Source organism: Flammeovirga sp. EKP202 (assembly GCF_014534745.1).
Lineage (GTDB): Bacteria > Bacteroidota > Bacteroidia > Cytophagales > Flammeovirgaceae > Flammeovirga.
Genome location: NZ_JACVVP010000047.1, coordinates 1 through 14173, shown reverse-complemented (window position 1 = coordinate 14173; position 14173 = coordinate 1). Strand labels below are relative to the sequence as shown.

Below are 14173 nucleotides of genomic sequence, written 5' to 3'. Positions count from 1 at the left end.
TTCATTAGATTAAAGAAAATGGAGATCTAAATTACCGGTTTTGATCATTCTGATGATTATATTTGCACAATTAAAAGTAAAAGTGAATTTCAAATGTTAACTCGTCAAACACAAATACGCATTAATTATGCTGACACTGACCAAATGGGCTTTGTTTATTACGGTCATTATGCCAAGTTCTTTGAGATAGGAAGAACAGAAGCATTAAGAAGTTTAGGGATGAGTTACAAAGAAATGGAAGCAGACGGTGTAATGCTCCCTGTATTGGAGAACTACTCTAAATACATCAAACCGGCTAAGTACGACGACCTTTTAACCATTACCACCAAATTAGTGGAAAAACCTACTGTGAAACTCCAATTTGAATATGAGATCACAAATGAAGAAGGTGAATTACTCCATAAAGGGTGGACAAAACTCGCCTTCATGAGTAAGTCTACTTACCGCCCATGCAGAGCACCACAACGATTTTTAGAATGTATTGCTCCTTTCTTTTCAGAAAATTAGAATATTTTGACGAAGAAAGACTTAAAAAATAAAATAAAGGAACAGGATTTTTATCAAAAAATCTTTCACTATCTTACAAGCACAAGAGTACCGCATACAAAAGTATCTTTTTATACTTTTATTAAGGCACTTATGCTAAGGATAGAGCAGAATGATCTTTTGCAAAGAGGTCAAGCGATAGCATTTAGCTTCAGTCTTGCCATGCTTCCTTTTATCTTGTTTTTCTCTACACTCTTGTCCTACGTACCAAGTAATCAGGTAGACATGATGTTCAAGATCTTTAGAGAAGAAATGTTACCACAATATGTTTATCAAGCCATAGAAGGCCCCATTCAAGACCTAACAGGTAGATCAAGGGGTGGATTACTATCTTTTGGTTTCTTAGGGGCCACCTACGTGGCCACTACTGGTATGCGAACTTTGATGAATGCATTCAATAGTTGCTATCACCTCGAAGACAAAAGATCCATGTTTGAACAGTTTAGAGTAGCTCTTAATCTCACTATTCTATTCTTGATGACATTATTTCTTTCCTCTTTTTTATTGATCTCAGGCAAACATTTCTTAGAACATCTACATGACATCGGTTTTTTGAATAATCAGTTTACGCTCTATTCTTTATTAACCCTACGCTTATTTCTAATAATCTTCATCTTCTTCCTGAACATCACTTTGATTTTCAAATATGCTCCAAGTGAAGTTATGAAAAAGAGAATATTCAACCCAGGATCTGTTGTGGCTACCACTTTATCCATAGCCGTTTCCTTACTATTTGGATTATACCTTGATACATTTAACTCCTATGATATTTTATATGGATCATTGGGTGCTATCATGGGAATGATGGGGTGGATTTACACAATAGCAATGATTCTTCTAATAGGCTTTCAAATTAATACCACAATTGAGGAAGCTCAACTTTGGGCTAAGAATAATGAGCCTGAGGACTTTATATAAAAATTTAATTTTATTTAGATTTTTTATTTCAAAAAAGATTGGATTATTCAAATTGACCGTGCATATTTGCACCCGTCCAATGACACAGAGAGTTGGCAGAGTGGTCGAATGCGGTGGTCTTGAAAACCATTGTACCGCGAGGTACCGGGGGTTCGAATCCCTCACTCTCTGCAAGTAAAACCTTCAGAATTCGTTCTGAAGGTTTTTTTTATGTCTACTATTTTCTGTATTTTGACATTACTTGAAAACCCTACTGACACTATTTTATCATCATCACTCTTCCATAAAAAAATCTCTCCTTTTCATGCATCTTTTTTAAAGGAAAACCGTATATGTAAATAAGTGTCAAGTAAAAAGAAATAACAATATCAACTATGTCAAAGAAATTAGTAAAATCCACATCAAATTCAGTTTTCGCCGGTGTCTGCGGTGGTCTTGGTAAATATTTTAATATTGATCCAACAGTAATTCGTATCGGTTTTGTAGCCAGTATGTTTTTCGGATTAGGCTCACCAGGCTTAGTCTATTTAGTGATGGCTTTCATTATGCCTAAAGACGATACCTACTTCTATTAAAATTAATTGAAGTTGATTATAAATAGAAAGAGATGAATTCCTCACCAGAATTCATCTCTTTTTTTGTTTAAATATTTTACGACTTATTCATCAAGAAGACATCTACTGATGACTAATTTTTGAATATTAGAGGTTCCCTCTCCAATAGTGCAAAGTTTTGCATCTCGATAATATTTCTCTACAGGATAATCTTTGGTAAAACCATATCCCCCAAAAATCTGAACTGCTTCATCTGCACACTTCACTGCTACTTCTGATGCATAATACTTCGCCATGGCTGACGCTTTATTGATATTCTCTCCTCTTTGTTTCTTGATGATCGCTTCTTTAATGAGCAACCTAGCTGCTTCTACTTGAGTAGCCATATCAGATAACTTAAAAGAGATTCCTTGGAAAGAAGCAATAGACTTTCCAAACTGTTTTCTTTCCTTAGAATATTGAATTGCACATCTCAATGCACCATTTGCGATTCCTAAGCCTAAAGCAGCAATGGATATTCTTCCTCCATCTAATATTTTTAAAGCTTGTACAAAGCCTTCTCCAACTTCACCTAATACATTTGAAGTAGGTATTCTACAATCCTCGAAAATCATTTCAGTAGTCTCAGAAGTTCGCATCCCAAGCTTTCTTTCCTTTCTACCTCCAGAAAAGCCTTTAGTACCTCTTTCTACAACAAATGCTGTCATAGCATGTTTATCACCTCTCTCACCCGTACGAGCCATTACAACAGCGATATGACCCGATTTACCATGTGTGATAAAGTTTTTGGATCCATTAAGTACCCATTCATCCCCATCTTTTTTGGCTACGGTCATCATATTACCTGCATCTGAACCCGTATTCGGTTCTGTCAAGCCCCATGCACCAATCCATTCGCCAGATGCTAACTTCGGTAGCCATTTTGTTTTTTGCTCTTCACTACCAAACATCAAAATATGATTGGTACATAAAGAATTGTGAGCTGCTAATGACAATGCAATTCCTGGATCAAAATACGCTAGTTCAGAAATTGCTGTCACGTACTCATTGTAACCAAGACCTGTTCCTCCGTATTCTTCTGGAACCAAAATTCCCATCAGTCCTAGTTCTCCCAATTTATGGAAAACCTCTACAGGGAAATGCTCATCATCATCCCATTGATCTCTGTGTGGAGCGATATGTTTTTCGCCGAAACGCTGCACAGAGTCAGCGACCATTTTTTGGGTGTCTAAACTTTCTTGTACCATAGTGTTTGTTTTTATGTGTATGTGGTTAGTAAGGTTTATTGGATGCAAATCCCTTACAATCAATAAGGAAAGATTATGCATCAGTGGTATTAAAATATATTGTTTATATACTGTGTTTTAAATACTAAGAATAGTAGTTTTAAGTATTCTTTTGTATAAGCTATGAAAAATTAAACCTTTAATCAATTTATAAGTGTATTTTTTCCAACATATTCCCAAGTATTTTTTTATCATTCTTATCAATTGGACTATTTCAAGTTTCGGTCAAGACATGAAAGCCGTAAAGTCCAATATCAACACATTATGTTCAAAACAATTCAAAGGCAGAGGCTATACTTTTGAAGGAGACAAAAAAGCGGCTCAATTTATTACTCAGCAATTCAAAAAAATAGGAATCACATCTTTCCCAAATCAAAGTTCTTATTATCAACCTTATACTCTACCTGTTAATACTTTTCCAGGAAAATTCTCATTAAGTATTAATCAAAAAAAAATGGAATTGGGAGTAGATTACATTCCTGCTGCTGATGCCGGAAGTGGTCAAATCAAAGACGCAACTCCTTTTTATATCGATGAGCAAATCTTTCATAATGATGCTATCCTTAAGGATTTCTTAAAAATCAACCTCAAGGGAAAGGTTGTAATATATAATGAAGAATATGAACAGCAACGCTTTACCTGGAATCGAGTTATTCTAGAGAAAATGCTTCAAGCAGATGGAATCGTAGTGCTTTATAAAAACAAGTTTAATCACAGTGTAGGCCGATGGCAGCTTCCTAAACCACGGTTTTACATCAAAAAAGAGCATTTCAATGAAAAAGTGCATTCTATTTCATTCGAGTCCGAAACAGAAATGCATGAGCATTATATCTCTCAAAATGTTATTGGATACATTCAAGGAAAAGAAAATCCTGAAAAATATATTATCATTTCTGCTCACTATGATCATTTGGGAAGCATTGGCAAAAAGTGCATTTTCCCTGGAGCTAACGACAACGCCTCAGGTGTAAGTATGATGATTGAAATTGCTAAATATTACACAAAGAATCCACCGAGCAACTCCATTGTATTTATTGGTTTTGGAAGTGAAGAGGCCGGATTAGTGGGATCTAAATACTATGTTGAGCATCCTTTTTTTCCGTTAGAACAGATACGTTTTGTGGTCAACCTAGACCTCTTTGGTAGTGGCGAGGATGGAATGATGGCAGTCAATGGAAGTGTCTTCAAAAAAGAATTTCAGCTTTTAGAAAAAATAAATAATGAAAATGGCTACCTCTCCAAAGTAGCTCAAAGAGGAAAAGCAGCAAATTCAGATCACTATTTCTTCTCAGAAAGTGGTGTTCCAAGTTTCTTTTTCTATTTGATGGGAAGTTCCTGGACACACTATCATGATGTATATGATAAACCTCCACTCCCTTTATCAGGCTTCAAAGGTGCCTACAAACTTATTATCGACTTCACAAATGCCTTACAAATAGAAGATTATTAAACTTTTTATGGCATGATTAATAGAAGTTTACAAAATGAAGGCTCTCTTATGAATAAGGTTCGTTAACTTTGCAAAAAGTTGGACCTGGTGCAATCGTATGTGCTTGGTTCGTTTATAAGATAGAATTAAGATTATGTACGACGATAAAAAGAAAAAAAACTTTTCAAGATATAACAAAAGACCAAAGCCTAATGCTGCAGATATCATGTATGGTATTCAACCCATCGTGGAGGCATTAGAGGCTGGAAAGCAATTTGAAAAGCTTTTTATCACAAGAGACTCTCACAACGAATCGATTGCTGAGATTCACAAAATGGCCACTAAAGCAGGGATTGTTGTTTCAAGAGTTCCTGTAGAGAAACTTCAAAGAATTACTTCTAAAAACCACCAAGGCGTAATTGGTTTCGTTCCTGCTATCGATTATGTAGATCCGCAAAATGTTATTGCTTCAACTTTTGAAGAAGGTAAAACACCTTTAGTTTTGGTATTGGACAGAGTGACTGACGTTAGAAACTTTGGTGCTATTGCCAGAACTGCTGAATGTGCAGGGGTAGACCTGATTGTCATCCCTAAAAAAGGCTCGGCTCAAATTGGTAGTGATGCGGTTAGAACTTCAGCGGGTGCACTAAACCATATTCCTGTAGCAAGAGTAGATGACTTACAATCTGCCATTTTAGATTTACAAGGCAGTGGACTACAAGTAGTGTGCTGTACTGAAAAAGGTTCTAAAGATGTTTATTACGTAGACATGGAGATTCCTACCGCTATTGTAATGGGTTCTGAAGAAGACGGTATCTCTGCTGACATTATTCATATGGCCGACAAATTGGCTAAAATCCCAATGACAGGTAAAGTAAGTTCATTAAATGTGGGTGTTGCAGCTGGAATTATCATTTTTGAGGCAAACAGACAAAGAATGATGGCACAGTAAGAGTTTTTCTTATCTTTGCAGTCAAATTATAAACTATAAAAAAACATAGTATGCAATTTACAGAAAATTGTAATTCTATTTTCTCACAAAGTATTGAGAAATACCATATTAAAGATCACGTGGATACGCCTATCGAAAACCCTTTCGAAAAGGAAGATATTCAACATCTTTTATACTTAAAAAACTGGATTGACACCGTACAATGGCACTTAGAGGACATCATTCGTGACCCTAATATCAATCCAGATGAAGCTTTAAAGATTAAAAGAAGAATCGATGCTTCGAACCAAGAACGTACAGACGTTGTTGAGTTTATTGATAGCTGGTTCTTAGAAAAATATAAGGATGTTCAGCCTGTAGAAGGTGCAAGCATCAATACTGAAAGCCCTGCTTGGGCAATTGACAGATTGTCGATCTTAGCATTGAAAATCTATCATATGCAAGAAGAAGTAGATCGTGAGAGTGCTACTCCTGAACACAAAGCAGCTTGCCAAACTAAATTGAATATTCTTCTAGAGCAAAGAGTAGATTTATCTACAGCTATCGAAGAATTAATCAATGATATTGCGGCAGGTAAAAAATACATGAAGGTGTACAAGCAAATGAAAATGTACAATGATCCTTCATTGAACCCTGTATTATACAAAGAAGGAAAGTAATTCCTTTCTATCATAACATAAGAAGTTGTTCTATTTCCTTTACTTTTACTGGAAAAAGAACAACTTCTTTTTGTAAGTACTAAGAATCAAATATGTCTAAAAAAATTCTATCCTTACGATTTTCTGCGATGGGTGATGTGGCAATGACAGCACCTGTTTTAAAAGAAATTTTAGCTCAAAATGAGGATTTAGAAATCGTTATGGTTTCTCGCCCCTTTTTGAAACCCTTCTTTGATGATATTCCAAGATTAACCTTCTTTGGAGCTGATTTAAACAATAAATACAAAGGTTTTAAAGGATTAAGAGCATTAGTCAAAGACCTCAAAAATCTTGGTCCTTTTGATGCTGTTGCAGATTTACATTCTGTACTTAGAACTTTTATCATTGGTGGTTTATTTCAATTATCTGGTCATAAAGTCATCAGAATTGATAAGAGTAGAAAAGAAAAAAAGGCATTAGTAGCATCAGGTTCAAAAGCATTAAAGCCTCTCAAACTAACTGTGGAAAGATATGCTGATGTCTTCCGTAAACTAGGCTTCAATGCTTCTTTATCTCATCAATTGCCAACAAAAAAAGAAGGTGATATGTGTGAGGAAAATATCAAGCTTCTTGGAACTAAAACCACTTCATGGGTTGGTATTGCTCCTTTTGCTCAACATAAAGGTAAAATTTGGGGAGAGCAAAAAGCAGTAGCACTGGGTAAGCTTTTAGCTGAAAAGAAAAATGTAAAAGTAATTTTCTTTGGTGGACCTGGTAAGGAAGCTGAAATTTTAGATGAATGTGTAAAAGAAGTTCCTAACAGCATCAATTTGGCAGGAAATGTAAAATTGAAAGAGGAACTAGAGATTATTGCCCATCTTGATGTCATGGTCAGTATGGACTCTGCCAATATGCACATGGCTTCACTAGTAGGTACTGAGTGTGTTTCTGTTTGGGGTGCTACACATCATTACGCTGGCTTCCTAGGTTATGGTCAGTCTACTGAAAATATCGCCGAGATCTCAGTGAAGGAATTGGACTGCCGCCCTTGTTCGGTATTCGGTAATAAACCTTGCATAAGAGAAGACTATGCTTGTTTAGAAGGTATTACTCCTGAAATGGTCTACAAAAAAGTTGTAGACGCTATAGATAGAGACTAATTATGACTTTAATAAACATTCTTGATCTAATAGGGACCTTTGTATTTGCCATTTCTGGAGCACTTGCTGCTTCTGAAAAACGCTTTGATATTTTCGGGGCATTATTCGTTGCAAGTGTCACTGCAGTTGGAGGAGGTACAACAAGGGATATGATGTTGGGTGCGACCCCAGTTTTTTGGGTGACAGACACCAATTACCTGCTCGTTATTTCAATGGCAGTAGGTTTCACATTTGTATTCAAAGAAAGAGTTGCTCGATTAAGAAAAACACTTTTTCTGTTTGACACTATGGGACTAGGTGTGTTTACTTTTATTGGTCTAGAAAAGGCTCTCTTACACGATATTTCACCTGCTATTGGTGTCATTATGGGAACTTTTACGGCAGTATTGGGAGGTATCATTAGAGATACACTCTGTAATGAGGTACCACTTATTTTCAGGGATGAAATTTATGCTACGGCCTGTATTGTTGGATGCTTGGTATTTATTGGATTTTCCTTCTTTGGCATCAGTAGCATCATCTGTACTTGGAGTTGTATTGGAACTGTTATTGGTATTCGCCTATTAGCCATAAAATATAAAATTGGTCTTCCTAAGATTTAATCTGTATACTTTCATTCCAACTATTTGAATAACAAAATTCTCTTTATATTGTTAATAGTAAATAAACATCACAACCATTCGTGTAGAAAATTTAAGTAGGACAAAACCATAATCATGAAAAGTATCATCTTAGGAACACTATTATTTTTAACCTTCAATTCATTATTTGCTCAAGCTCCTTCAAAAATTGAGTTGAAAGTAGAAGGACTGAGAAACACCAAGGGACATATTCTTATTCAAGTGGTTGATAAAGACTTATCATCTATTGTTGAATTAAAAGAGAAAGTGATAGAAGATGTTGTCGAAATTTCTATTCCTGATATCAAACCTGGTATTTATGGTATCAGAATCTGTCATGATGAAGACAATAACGATGAAATGACTAGTAATTGGATCGGTATCCCAAAGGAAGGGTTTGGCTACTCATGGGATAAAACGGTTAAAATGAAAGAACCTGATTTTGAAGAATATGCCTTTACTCTTGAAAAAGATAATGACGCTATAGTCAAGATCAAACTTCAGTACCTATAGAAAATAAATGCAGCAGACATATGAACATTTGTTAATTTGTTTGAAAGTTTAAAGTAAAGTGTACTTTCATTTTTCATTTAACACAAAAACACGCAAAGTTTATTTATCTTTGTCACAACAAAAAATAAACAGTCGATATTAAAAAAACTGATATTGACCTTTTTACAGAAGATCATTGCCTTACTATAAGGCTCATAACATAAAGTTCATTATGGAAATCGTATTATTAACCGTTGGTATTCTAGGTGCATTTTTCATTTTAATGTCCGTAAAATTAATTTTTAAGAAAGACGGTAAGTTTGAAGGAACTTGTGCTTCACAAAGCCCATTCCTTAATCCAGAAGGTAAAACTTGTAGTTTCTGTGGAAATGATCCTAGCCAATGTAAAAACAAAAAGCAGTCTGCATAAAGATTCCTTTTACAAAAAATAGATGAAGCCATTACTTTTTCAAGTGATGGCTTTTTTTGTTTTCCATCTACAACCGATTGCAGAAAAAAAAGTATGAAAAAACTTCATTGACCTAACGATTATCAGTTAATTGTTATGTTTACATTTCTATATTTGTCTATTAGAGAATGAAAAAAATTAATATCAATAAATAATCTATGTCAAATAAATCCCTTAAACCTGATTTATCCTTTTGGCAAATATGGAATCTAAGTTTTGGTTTCTTAGGTGTTCAAATGGGGTTTGCCTTACAAAATGGCAATGTTAGTAGAATTCTACAAAATTTAGGTGCTGATGTCCATCATTTAGGATATTTCTGGTTAGCTGCTCCTATTGCTGGTATCATCATACAACCTATTATTGGTGGTGCTTCTGATTTTACATGGAATAAACTTGGCCGAAGAATACCTTATATAATAGGAGGTGCAATCTGTGCTACTTTAGCTATGTTTTTGATGCCAAAAGCAGAAATCTTTATTTCTCTTATACCTCCAATGATTTTTGGTGGTATAATGCTTTTATTCATGGATGCCTCTTTTAACGTCACTTTCCAGCCTTTTAGGGCTTTGGTAGGTGATATGGTAAATGACAAACAACGTGACCTTGGATATTCTGTTCAAAGTTTCTTAATCAATACAGGTCAAGTAGTAGGATCTGCTTTACCATTTTTCTTAGCCAATGTACTCGGTCTATCACAAAAACTTGCAGATGGTCAAAAAGTTTCTGACAATGTTGTTTGGTCTTTTTATATTGGTGGCGCAACACTAATGATTGCAGTTTTATGGACAGCATTTAGGACAAAAGAATATCCTCCAAAAGAGTATGCAAAGTATAATAACATAGATTTGGAAGCTAAAGAGGAGAGTAAAAATGAAGATTCGTTTATTAAAACTCTTCTTTCATCACCAAAAGTGATGATTCAATTAGCAGCCGTACAGCTTTGCTCATGGGTAGCATTCTACTTTATGTGGGTTTATTCTACACCTGCAATTGCTCAACATATCTGGAATACTGTTGACACTAAATCTGAGGAATATAACCAAGCGGGTGATTGGGTCGGTATGATGTTCGCAGCATACAGCTTATCTGCAGCTTTATTCTCTGTTATTATGCCTAGCCTAATCAAGTTAACAAGTAGAAAAATTGTCTATGCTGGAGCACTAGTATGTGGTGGTATAGGCCTCATAAGCATAAGCTACATTAATGATCAATACCTATTATTGATACCGATGGTTGGAGTTGGAATTGCTTGGACAGCAATTCTTGCGATGCCTTTCAGTATTCTTTCTGAAAACCTTCCTGCTGAAAAGATGGGAGTATATATGGGTATATTCAATATTACAATTGCAGGACCGCAAATTATCGCTGGTTTATCAGGAGGATTTATCTCTTCAACATTTTTCGAAGGAAACACAGTTGGCCTTTTAACAATGGCAGGTGCAATATTAATTTTGGGAGCTTTTTGTGTGTCTCTTGTTTCCGATCAAAAGAAAGCATAATATATTTTTGAGATGATATAACGTATCATTACTCATCAAAGGGTCACTTCAAGCAATTGGGGTGGCTTTTTTCATATCTATACCACAGTACATTTTCCTCTTGAACCACTTCTTTCAAAATTTGGCACATAATTTTCGCTTCATTCAGTTCAACTCTTTATACATTTTCAGCTATTAAAGCGTTATTACATAGAGTTTGAAAGAAATACACGGTAAAAGAATTGATTTATTCTAGTATTTTTAATCACAGGAAAATTAACCACACTTTTTATTCCTAGTGCATCTTCAAAAGACAGTCAAAAGATCTAACAATATAAAGTAATGATAGACAAATATTTAAAGCAATTCACTATCAAACAAATCATTTTTTGGATTGGGGGTATTCTCACTGCCACCATGCTTTTTACTGTTTTGACCTTATTGGGTTTATATCAGAATGAAAGTTTGGAAGTAGATATTTCTTCAAGAAATGCTATGCTTTCGCAAAGGATGGTATTGCTATCAAATATTTATGTTAATACTGGAGAAAAAGAAAATCTTAATAGTCTAAAAGAAGCTTTAGACCTTTATGATGGTTCTTTATTGGCCATGAAACATGGTGGTACTGTACCTGGTTTTGATGGAAAGAGAATCCGTCCTGCCAGTGACCGTGTAGATGATTATATTGAAAGAGTTGAAGAAGTTTGGAAACCTTTTAGAAATCACCTTAGAATTATTCTAGAAGAACCTCTGACCACCTCTAATTACACCTTCAATATGAATATTCCTTTGGATACTGCCATGCTAGATAGTGTGGAACTTTTATCCAAAGTAGATGAAGAAAATGTAACCATCAGAAATAGCCTTACTTACTTAGAAAAGACATCCGAAGATATGCTTAAGGTCAATCAAGACCTAGTCAAAGCTTATGTGAATGATGCTGTAGAGATTGAATATCAAATCACAAGGTTTATTTTCATTGCAACATTCTTGATTTTAGCCTTAGGAATGATCAATATTTTTGTATTGAGAAGAGCTTTAATTACCCCATTGAAAGAACTTGCGCAAAAGAGTAATAAAATCGCTTCGGGTAACTTAAATGTCCATTTTAATTCCGCCGGTACTCAAGAAATGAATACTATGCGAAACTCTTTACTCTTCATGAAAGAAAAATTAGAAGACATTTCTGAGTACGTAATGGAATTTAGTAAGGGTAATTTTAATATTGAGTTTGATAAAATAAATGAGGAGCAATTCAAAGATGACCCTTTCATCCACTCCTTGATTGATACTAAAAACCGATTAGAACAAAACTCCAAAGAAAGAAACGAACGTGAATGGGTCAGTGAAGGCTCAGCTATTCTCAATAAATTAATACGTGTACATAGCAATGATGCTGATGAACTAGGAAAAGCACTCGTAAAAGAGATTTCAAGATTTATGGAATGCTCTCACGCTTCATTTTATATCCATAAGAGAGATCCAATTACAGGTGAAGAATATATGGAATTATCTGCTTTATATGCTTTTGATTTCCTCAAAGAAGTAGATAAACAAAAAGTTCAGATCGGTGAAGGACTTATCGGTGAGATTTGGCAGGAGGCTGAATACATTTACCTTACAGAAATTCCTGAAGATTATATCAAAATACGTTCAGGTTTAGGTGATGCGGGGCCATCTTCGTTGATCATCTACCCTTTTAAATCTCATGGTAATGTTGAGGTGATCTTGGAAATCGCTTCTTTCAAACCTTTCGAAAAGAAATCATTCCAACTACTTGAAGAAATAGGTGGAGCAATAGCCACTTCCGTAGTAACCTCTGAGAACACGTCTAACGTAAGCAAATTGTATAATGACAGTAAAAGACTCACAGACGAATTAAGAACCAGTGAGGAGGAAATGAAGCAGAATATGGAGGAACTTCAAGCTACGCAGGAGCTCCTAGTGAGAGAAAGAAGAGAAACAGAGAAGTCAAAAAAGCTTCTAAACGAAGTTGTAGACATCACAGGCGGCCGATTGGTCATTGCAGAACAAGATGGTTCTATTTGGTTCGGCAGTCACTCATTTACTGATTTCTTAGACTATGATTCAGAAGAGTTATTACAGTTTGAAATAGGACAATTATTCCCGGCCTATGCTGAAAACGAAGACTGGAAAGTGGTTCAATCTGAATTAACTACTTCAGTCCGAAAAAATGAAGGAGAAATAATTCAAGTTTTAGTGACTATTCAAAAGCTATATTTGGAAGAAACAGACAAGTGGGTCTTCAAAATTATGGGTAAGTAATCAAAATTTCTATCTTACATAAAAAAAGGGTTGTTCAGTTATTTTTGACTGAGCAACCCTTTTCAATTATTTCTCCGAAGAGAAAACTGACTTATTTCACTTCAAATACCTTCCCTTTTCTAACGTATCCTTCAGAATCATTTGGCAACTCTACCTTGTACCAAATATCATCTTGATCAATTAGCTTAAGGCGTTCTCCTGAAGAAAGGTTAGAGATATTCTTACTCCCTGCTGAAGGCCCTTGCATCAACAAGGCTCCAGACCCCTTCACAATGCCTAATTCTCTCTTCATACCACCATTGAATGCCCAAAGGGAGAAAACACTTATAACCACCACAGCAAACGTCAGCGTGGTAATAGAGTGCTGTTCCTTTCTTCTGATGTACATCAACACTAGACATACAATCAAAAGAAAAATAATAACGCCCCCGATTTCACCTTTCATTTTATTGAAAAGAGACGTCAAATATTCTTTATCTGAATATTGGTAGCCTAAAAGATTATGGTCTTCTGCAATCTTTGACATTTTATTTAGTGTACCTCGATCGGCTGTTAAGCCATATTGTAGGTTTAAATAATACAAAGCCGAAGCATAATTCCCTTGCCCTTCTTGAATGAAAGCCATTCTCAACAACATTTTTGAAGAAAAAACACGCTCCTCCTCCAATAATTTATCATAAATTGAGAAGGCATCGATGTACTGTTTTGCCTCAAAATACTCATCTGCCTTATCAATTTCAGATTCAACCGAAGAATTTGCAAAGGATATTTGATTGAAAATCAGCGCGTAAAAACTTATTAAGAATAAAAAAAATCTCATTATTTGCTTGATATTGAAAATCATTCTACATTTGCACTCGCAAAAAAGGAAACTAAACGAGTTTTCAAATTTAAGAGAGGAATTCGAATATAATAATATTTAAGTCTAATCTTTTAGAAAAATTATGATTCCGTAGCTCAGTTGGTAGAGCATCTCCCTTTTAAGGAGAGGGTCCTGGGTTCGAGCCCCAGCGGGATCACACTTGATAATAACAAATATCAAGCTCACGTGGTGAAATTGGTAGACACGCCATCTTGAGGGGGTGGTGGGAGCAATCCCGTGTTGGTTCGAATCCAATCGTGAGCACTTGTTATTTTCATAAAAATAAATTCGTTGAAAAACGATGATTCCGTAGCTCAGTTGGTAGAGCATCTCCCTTTTAAGGAGAGGGTCCTGGGTTCGAGCCCCAGCGGGATCACTTCTAAAATAAAACTCGTTGAAAAACGACGATTCCGTAGCTCAGTTGGTAGAGCATCTCCCTTTTAAGGAGAGGGTCCTGGGTTCGAGCCCCAGCGGGATCACTTC

General features: G+C 35.4%; 14 protein-coding genes and 5 tRNA genes. 17 read left to right on the top strand and 2 right to left on the bottom strand.

The window, feature by feature from the left end; all coding sequences use genetic code 11:
- Positions 1 to 93: 93 nt before the first annotated feature.
- From IC221_RS22490 to IC221_RS22475, 4 genes are all read left to right on the top strand, one after another.
- The gene (locus IC221_RS22490; RefSeq protein WP_188171102.1) at positions 94 to 507 is read left to right on the top strand and encodes a thioesterase family protein; all 414 of its coding nucleotides are present in this window, start codon (positions 94 to 96) and stop codon (positions 505 to 507) included.
- Positions 508 to 513: 6 nt separating this feature from the next.
- A complete protein-coding gene (locus tag IC221_RS22485; RefSeq protein ID WP_255516166.1) occupies positions 514 to 1464 on the top strand; it encodes a YihY/virulence factor BrkB family protein in 951 nt (316 codons plus the stop codon).
- An 86-nt stretch (positions 1465 to 1550) separates the two neighbouring features.
- Positions 1551 to 1635, top strand: a tRNA-Ser gene (locus IC221_RS22480).
- 203 nt (positions 1636 to 1838) lie between these two features.
- Entirely contained in the window at positions 1839 to 2039 is a 201-nt protein-coding gene (locus IC221_RS22475; RefSeq protein WP_044203030.1) for a PspC domain-containing protein, read from the top strand.
- 83 nt (positions 2040 to 2122) lie between these two features.
- Here the strand turns inward: IC221_RS22475 and IC221_RS22470 are convergent, their stop codons facing one another.
- Positions 2123 to 3265 (bottom strand): acyl-CoA dehydrogenase family protein, encoded by a 1143-nt coding sequence (locus IC221_RS22470; RefSeq protein WP_188171100.1) that lies wholly within the window; start codon positions 3263 to 3265, stop codon positions 2123 to 2125.
- Positions 3266 to 3536: 271 nt separating this feature from the next.
- Here IC221_RS22470 and IC221_RS22465 point away from each other — a divergent pair, with 271 nt between their 5' ends.
- The 9 genes from IC221_RS22465 (at position 3537) to IC221_RS22425 (ending at position 12828) form a co-directional block, all read left to right on the top strand.
- Positions 3537 to 4754 carry a M28 family metallopeptidase gene (locus tag IC221_RS22465; RefSeq protein WP_188171099.1) on the top strand — a complete coding sequence of 406 codons (1218 nt, stop codon included), beginning with the start codon at positions 3537 to 3539 and terminating at the stop codon, positions 4752 to 4754.
- Positions 4755 to 4887: 133 nt separating this feature from the next.
- On the top strand, positions 4888 to 5685 hold the full coding sequence (gene rlmB / locus IC221_RS22460) for a 23S rRNA (guanosine(2251)-2'-O)-methyltransferase RlmB (protein WP_188171098.1): 798 nt from the start codon (positions 4888 to 4890) through the stop codon (positions 5683 to 5685).
- A 50-nt stretch (positions 5686 to 5735) separates the two neighbouring features.
- Complete coding sequence (locus tag IC221_RS22455; protein ID WP_188171097.1) at positions 5736 to 6344, top strand: DUF4254 domain-containing protein; 609 nt, start codon at positions 5736 to 5738, stop codon at positions 6342 to 6344.
- Between the two features lie 92 nt (positions 6345 to 6436).
- Positions 6437 to 7483, top strand: a complete 1047-nt coding sequence (locus tag IC221_RS22450) for a glycosyltransferase family 9 protein (protein WP_188171096.1) — start codon at positions 6437 to 6439, stop codon at positions 7481 to 7483.
- A gap of 2 nt (positions 7484 to 7485) precedes the next feature.
- Entirely contained in the window at positions 7486 to 8085 is a 600-nt protein-coding gene (locus IC221_RS22445) for a trimeric intracellular cation channel family protein (RefSeq protein ID WP_188171095.1), read from the top strand.
- A gap of 114 nt (positions 8086 to 8199) precedes the next feature.
- The gene (locus tag IC221_RS22440; protein WP_188171094.1) at positions 8200 to 8616 is read left to right on the top strand and encodes a DUF2141 domain-containing protein; all 417 of its coding nucleotides are present in this window, start codon (positions 8200 to 8202) and stop codon (positions 8614 to 8616) included.
- Positions 8617 to 8827: 211 nt separating this feature from the next.
- A complete protein-coding gene (locus tag IC221_RS22435) occupies positions 8828 to 9025 on the top strand; it encodes a hypothetical protein (RefSeq protein ID WP_044203012.1) in 198 nt (65 codons plus the stop codon).
- Positions 9026 to 9222: 197 nt separating this feature from the next.
- Positions 9223 to 10563, top strand: a complete 1341-nt coding sequence (locus IC221_RS22430; protein WP_188171093.1) for an MFS transporter — start codon at positions 9223 to 9225, stop codon at positions 10561 to 10563.
- A 321-nt stretch (positions 10564 to 10884) separates the two neighbouring features.
- Positions 10885 to 12828 (top strand): GAF domain-containing protein, encoded by a 1944-nt coding sequence (locus tag IC221_RS22425; protein ID WP_188171092.1) that lies wholly within the window; start codon positions 10885 to 10887, stop codon positions 12826 to 12828.
- Positions 12829 to 12919: 91 nt separating this feature from the next.
- Here IC221_RS22425 and IC221_RS22420 read toward each other — a convergent pair whose 3' ends face one another.
- The gene (locus tag IC221_RS22420) at positions 12920 to 13648 is read right to left on the bottom strand and encodes an SH3 domain-containing protein (protein ID WP_188171091.1); all 729 of its coding nucleotides are present in this window, start codon (positions 13646 to 13648) and stop codon (positions 12920 to 12922) included.
- Between the two features lie 126 nt (positions 13649 to 13774).
- Here IC221_RS22420 and IC221_RS22415 point away from each other — a divergent pair.
- From IC221_RS22415 to IC221_RS22400, 4 genes are all read left to right on the top strand, one after another.
- Positions 13775 to 13847: transfer RNA gene (locus tag IC221_RS22415), tRNA-Lys, on the top strand.
- Between the two features lie 23 nt (positions 13848 to 13870).
- A tRNA-Leu gene (locus IC221_RS22410) sits at positions 13871 to 13954 on the top strand.
- A gap of 39 nt (positions 13955 to 13993) precedes the next feature.
- Positions 13994 to 14066 (top strand) — tRNA-Lys (locus IC221_RS22405).
- Positions 14067 to 14096: 30 nt separating this feature from the next.
- A tRNA-Lys gene (locus IC221_RS22400) sits at positions 14097 to 14169 on the top strand.
- Positions 14170 to 14173: the final 4 nt, after the last annotated feature.

Bases quoted from the DNA above. Each gene is read 5' to 3' on its own strand.
- IC221_RS22465 (WP_188171099.1), top strand. From the start codon at position 3,537: ATGAAAGCCGTAAAGTCCAATATCAACACATTATGTTCAAAACAATTC.
- IC221_RS22470 (WP_188171100.1), bottom strand. From the start codon at position 3,265: ATGGTACAAGAAAGTTTAGACACCCAAAAAATGGTCGCTGACTCTGTG.
- rlmB (WP_188171098.1), top strand. From the start codon at position 4,888: ATGTACGACGATAAAAAGAAAAAAAACTTTTCAAGATATAACAAAAGA.
- IC221_RS22475 (WP_044203030.1), top strand. From the start codon at position 1,839: ATGTCAAAGAAATTAGTAAAATCCACATCAAATTCAGTTTTCGCCGGT.
- IC221_RS22425 (WP_188171092.1), top strand. From the start codon at position 10,885: ATGATAGACAAATATTTAAAGCAATTCACTATCAAACAAATCATTTTT.
- IC221_RS22430 (WP_188171093.1), top strand. From the start codon at position 9,223: ATGTCAAATAAATCCCTTAAACCTGATTTATCCTTTTGGCAAATATGG.
- IC221_RS22435 (WP_044203012.1), top strand. From the start codon at position 8,828: ATGGAAATCGTATTATTAACCGTTGGTATTCTAGGTGCATTTTTCATT.
- IC221_RS22455 (WP_188171097.1), top strand. From the start codon at position 5,736: ATGCAATTTACAGAAAATTGTAATTCTATTTTCTCACAAAGTATTGAG.
- IC221_RS22450 (WP_188171096.1), top strand. From the start codon at position 6,437: ATGTCTAAAAAAATTCTATCCTTACGATTTTCTGCGATGGGTGATGTG.
- IC221_RS22440 (WP_188171094.1), top strand. From the start codon at position 8,200: ATGAAAAGTATCATCTTAGGAACACTATTATTTTTAACCTTCAATTCA.
- IC221_RS22445 (WP_188171095.1), top strand. From the start codon at position 7,486: ATGACTTTAATAAACATTCTTGATCTAATAGGGACCTTTGTATTTGCC.
- IC221_RS22490 (WP_188171102.1), top strand. From the start codon at position 94: ATGTTAACTCGTCAAACACAAATACGCATTAATTATGCTGACACTGAC.
- IC221_RS22420 (WP_188171091.1), bottom strand. From the start codon at position 13,648: ATGAGATTTTTTTTATTCTTAATAAGTTTTTACGCGCTGATTTTCAAT.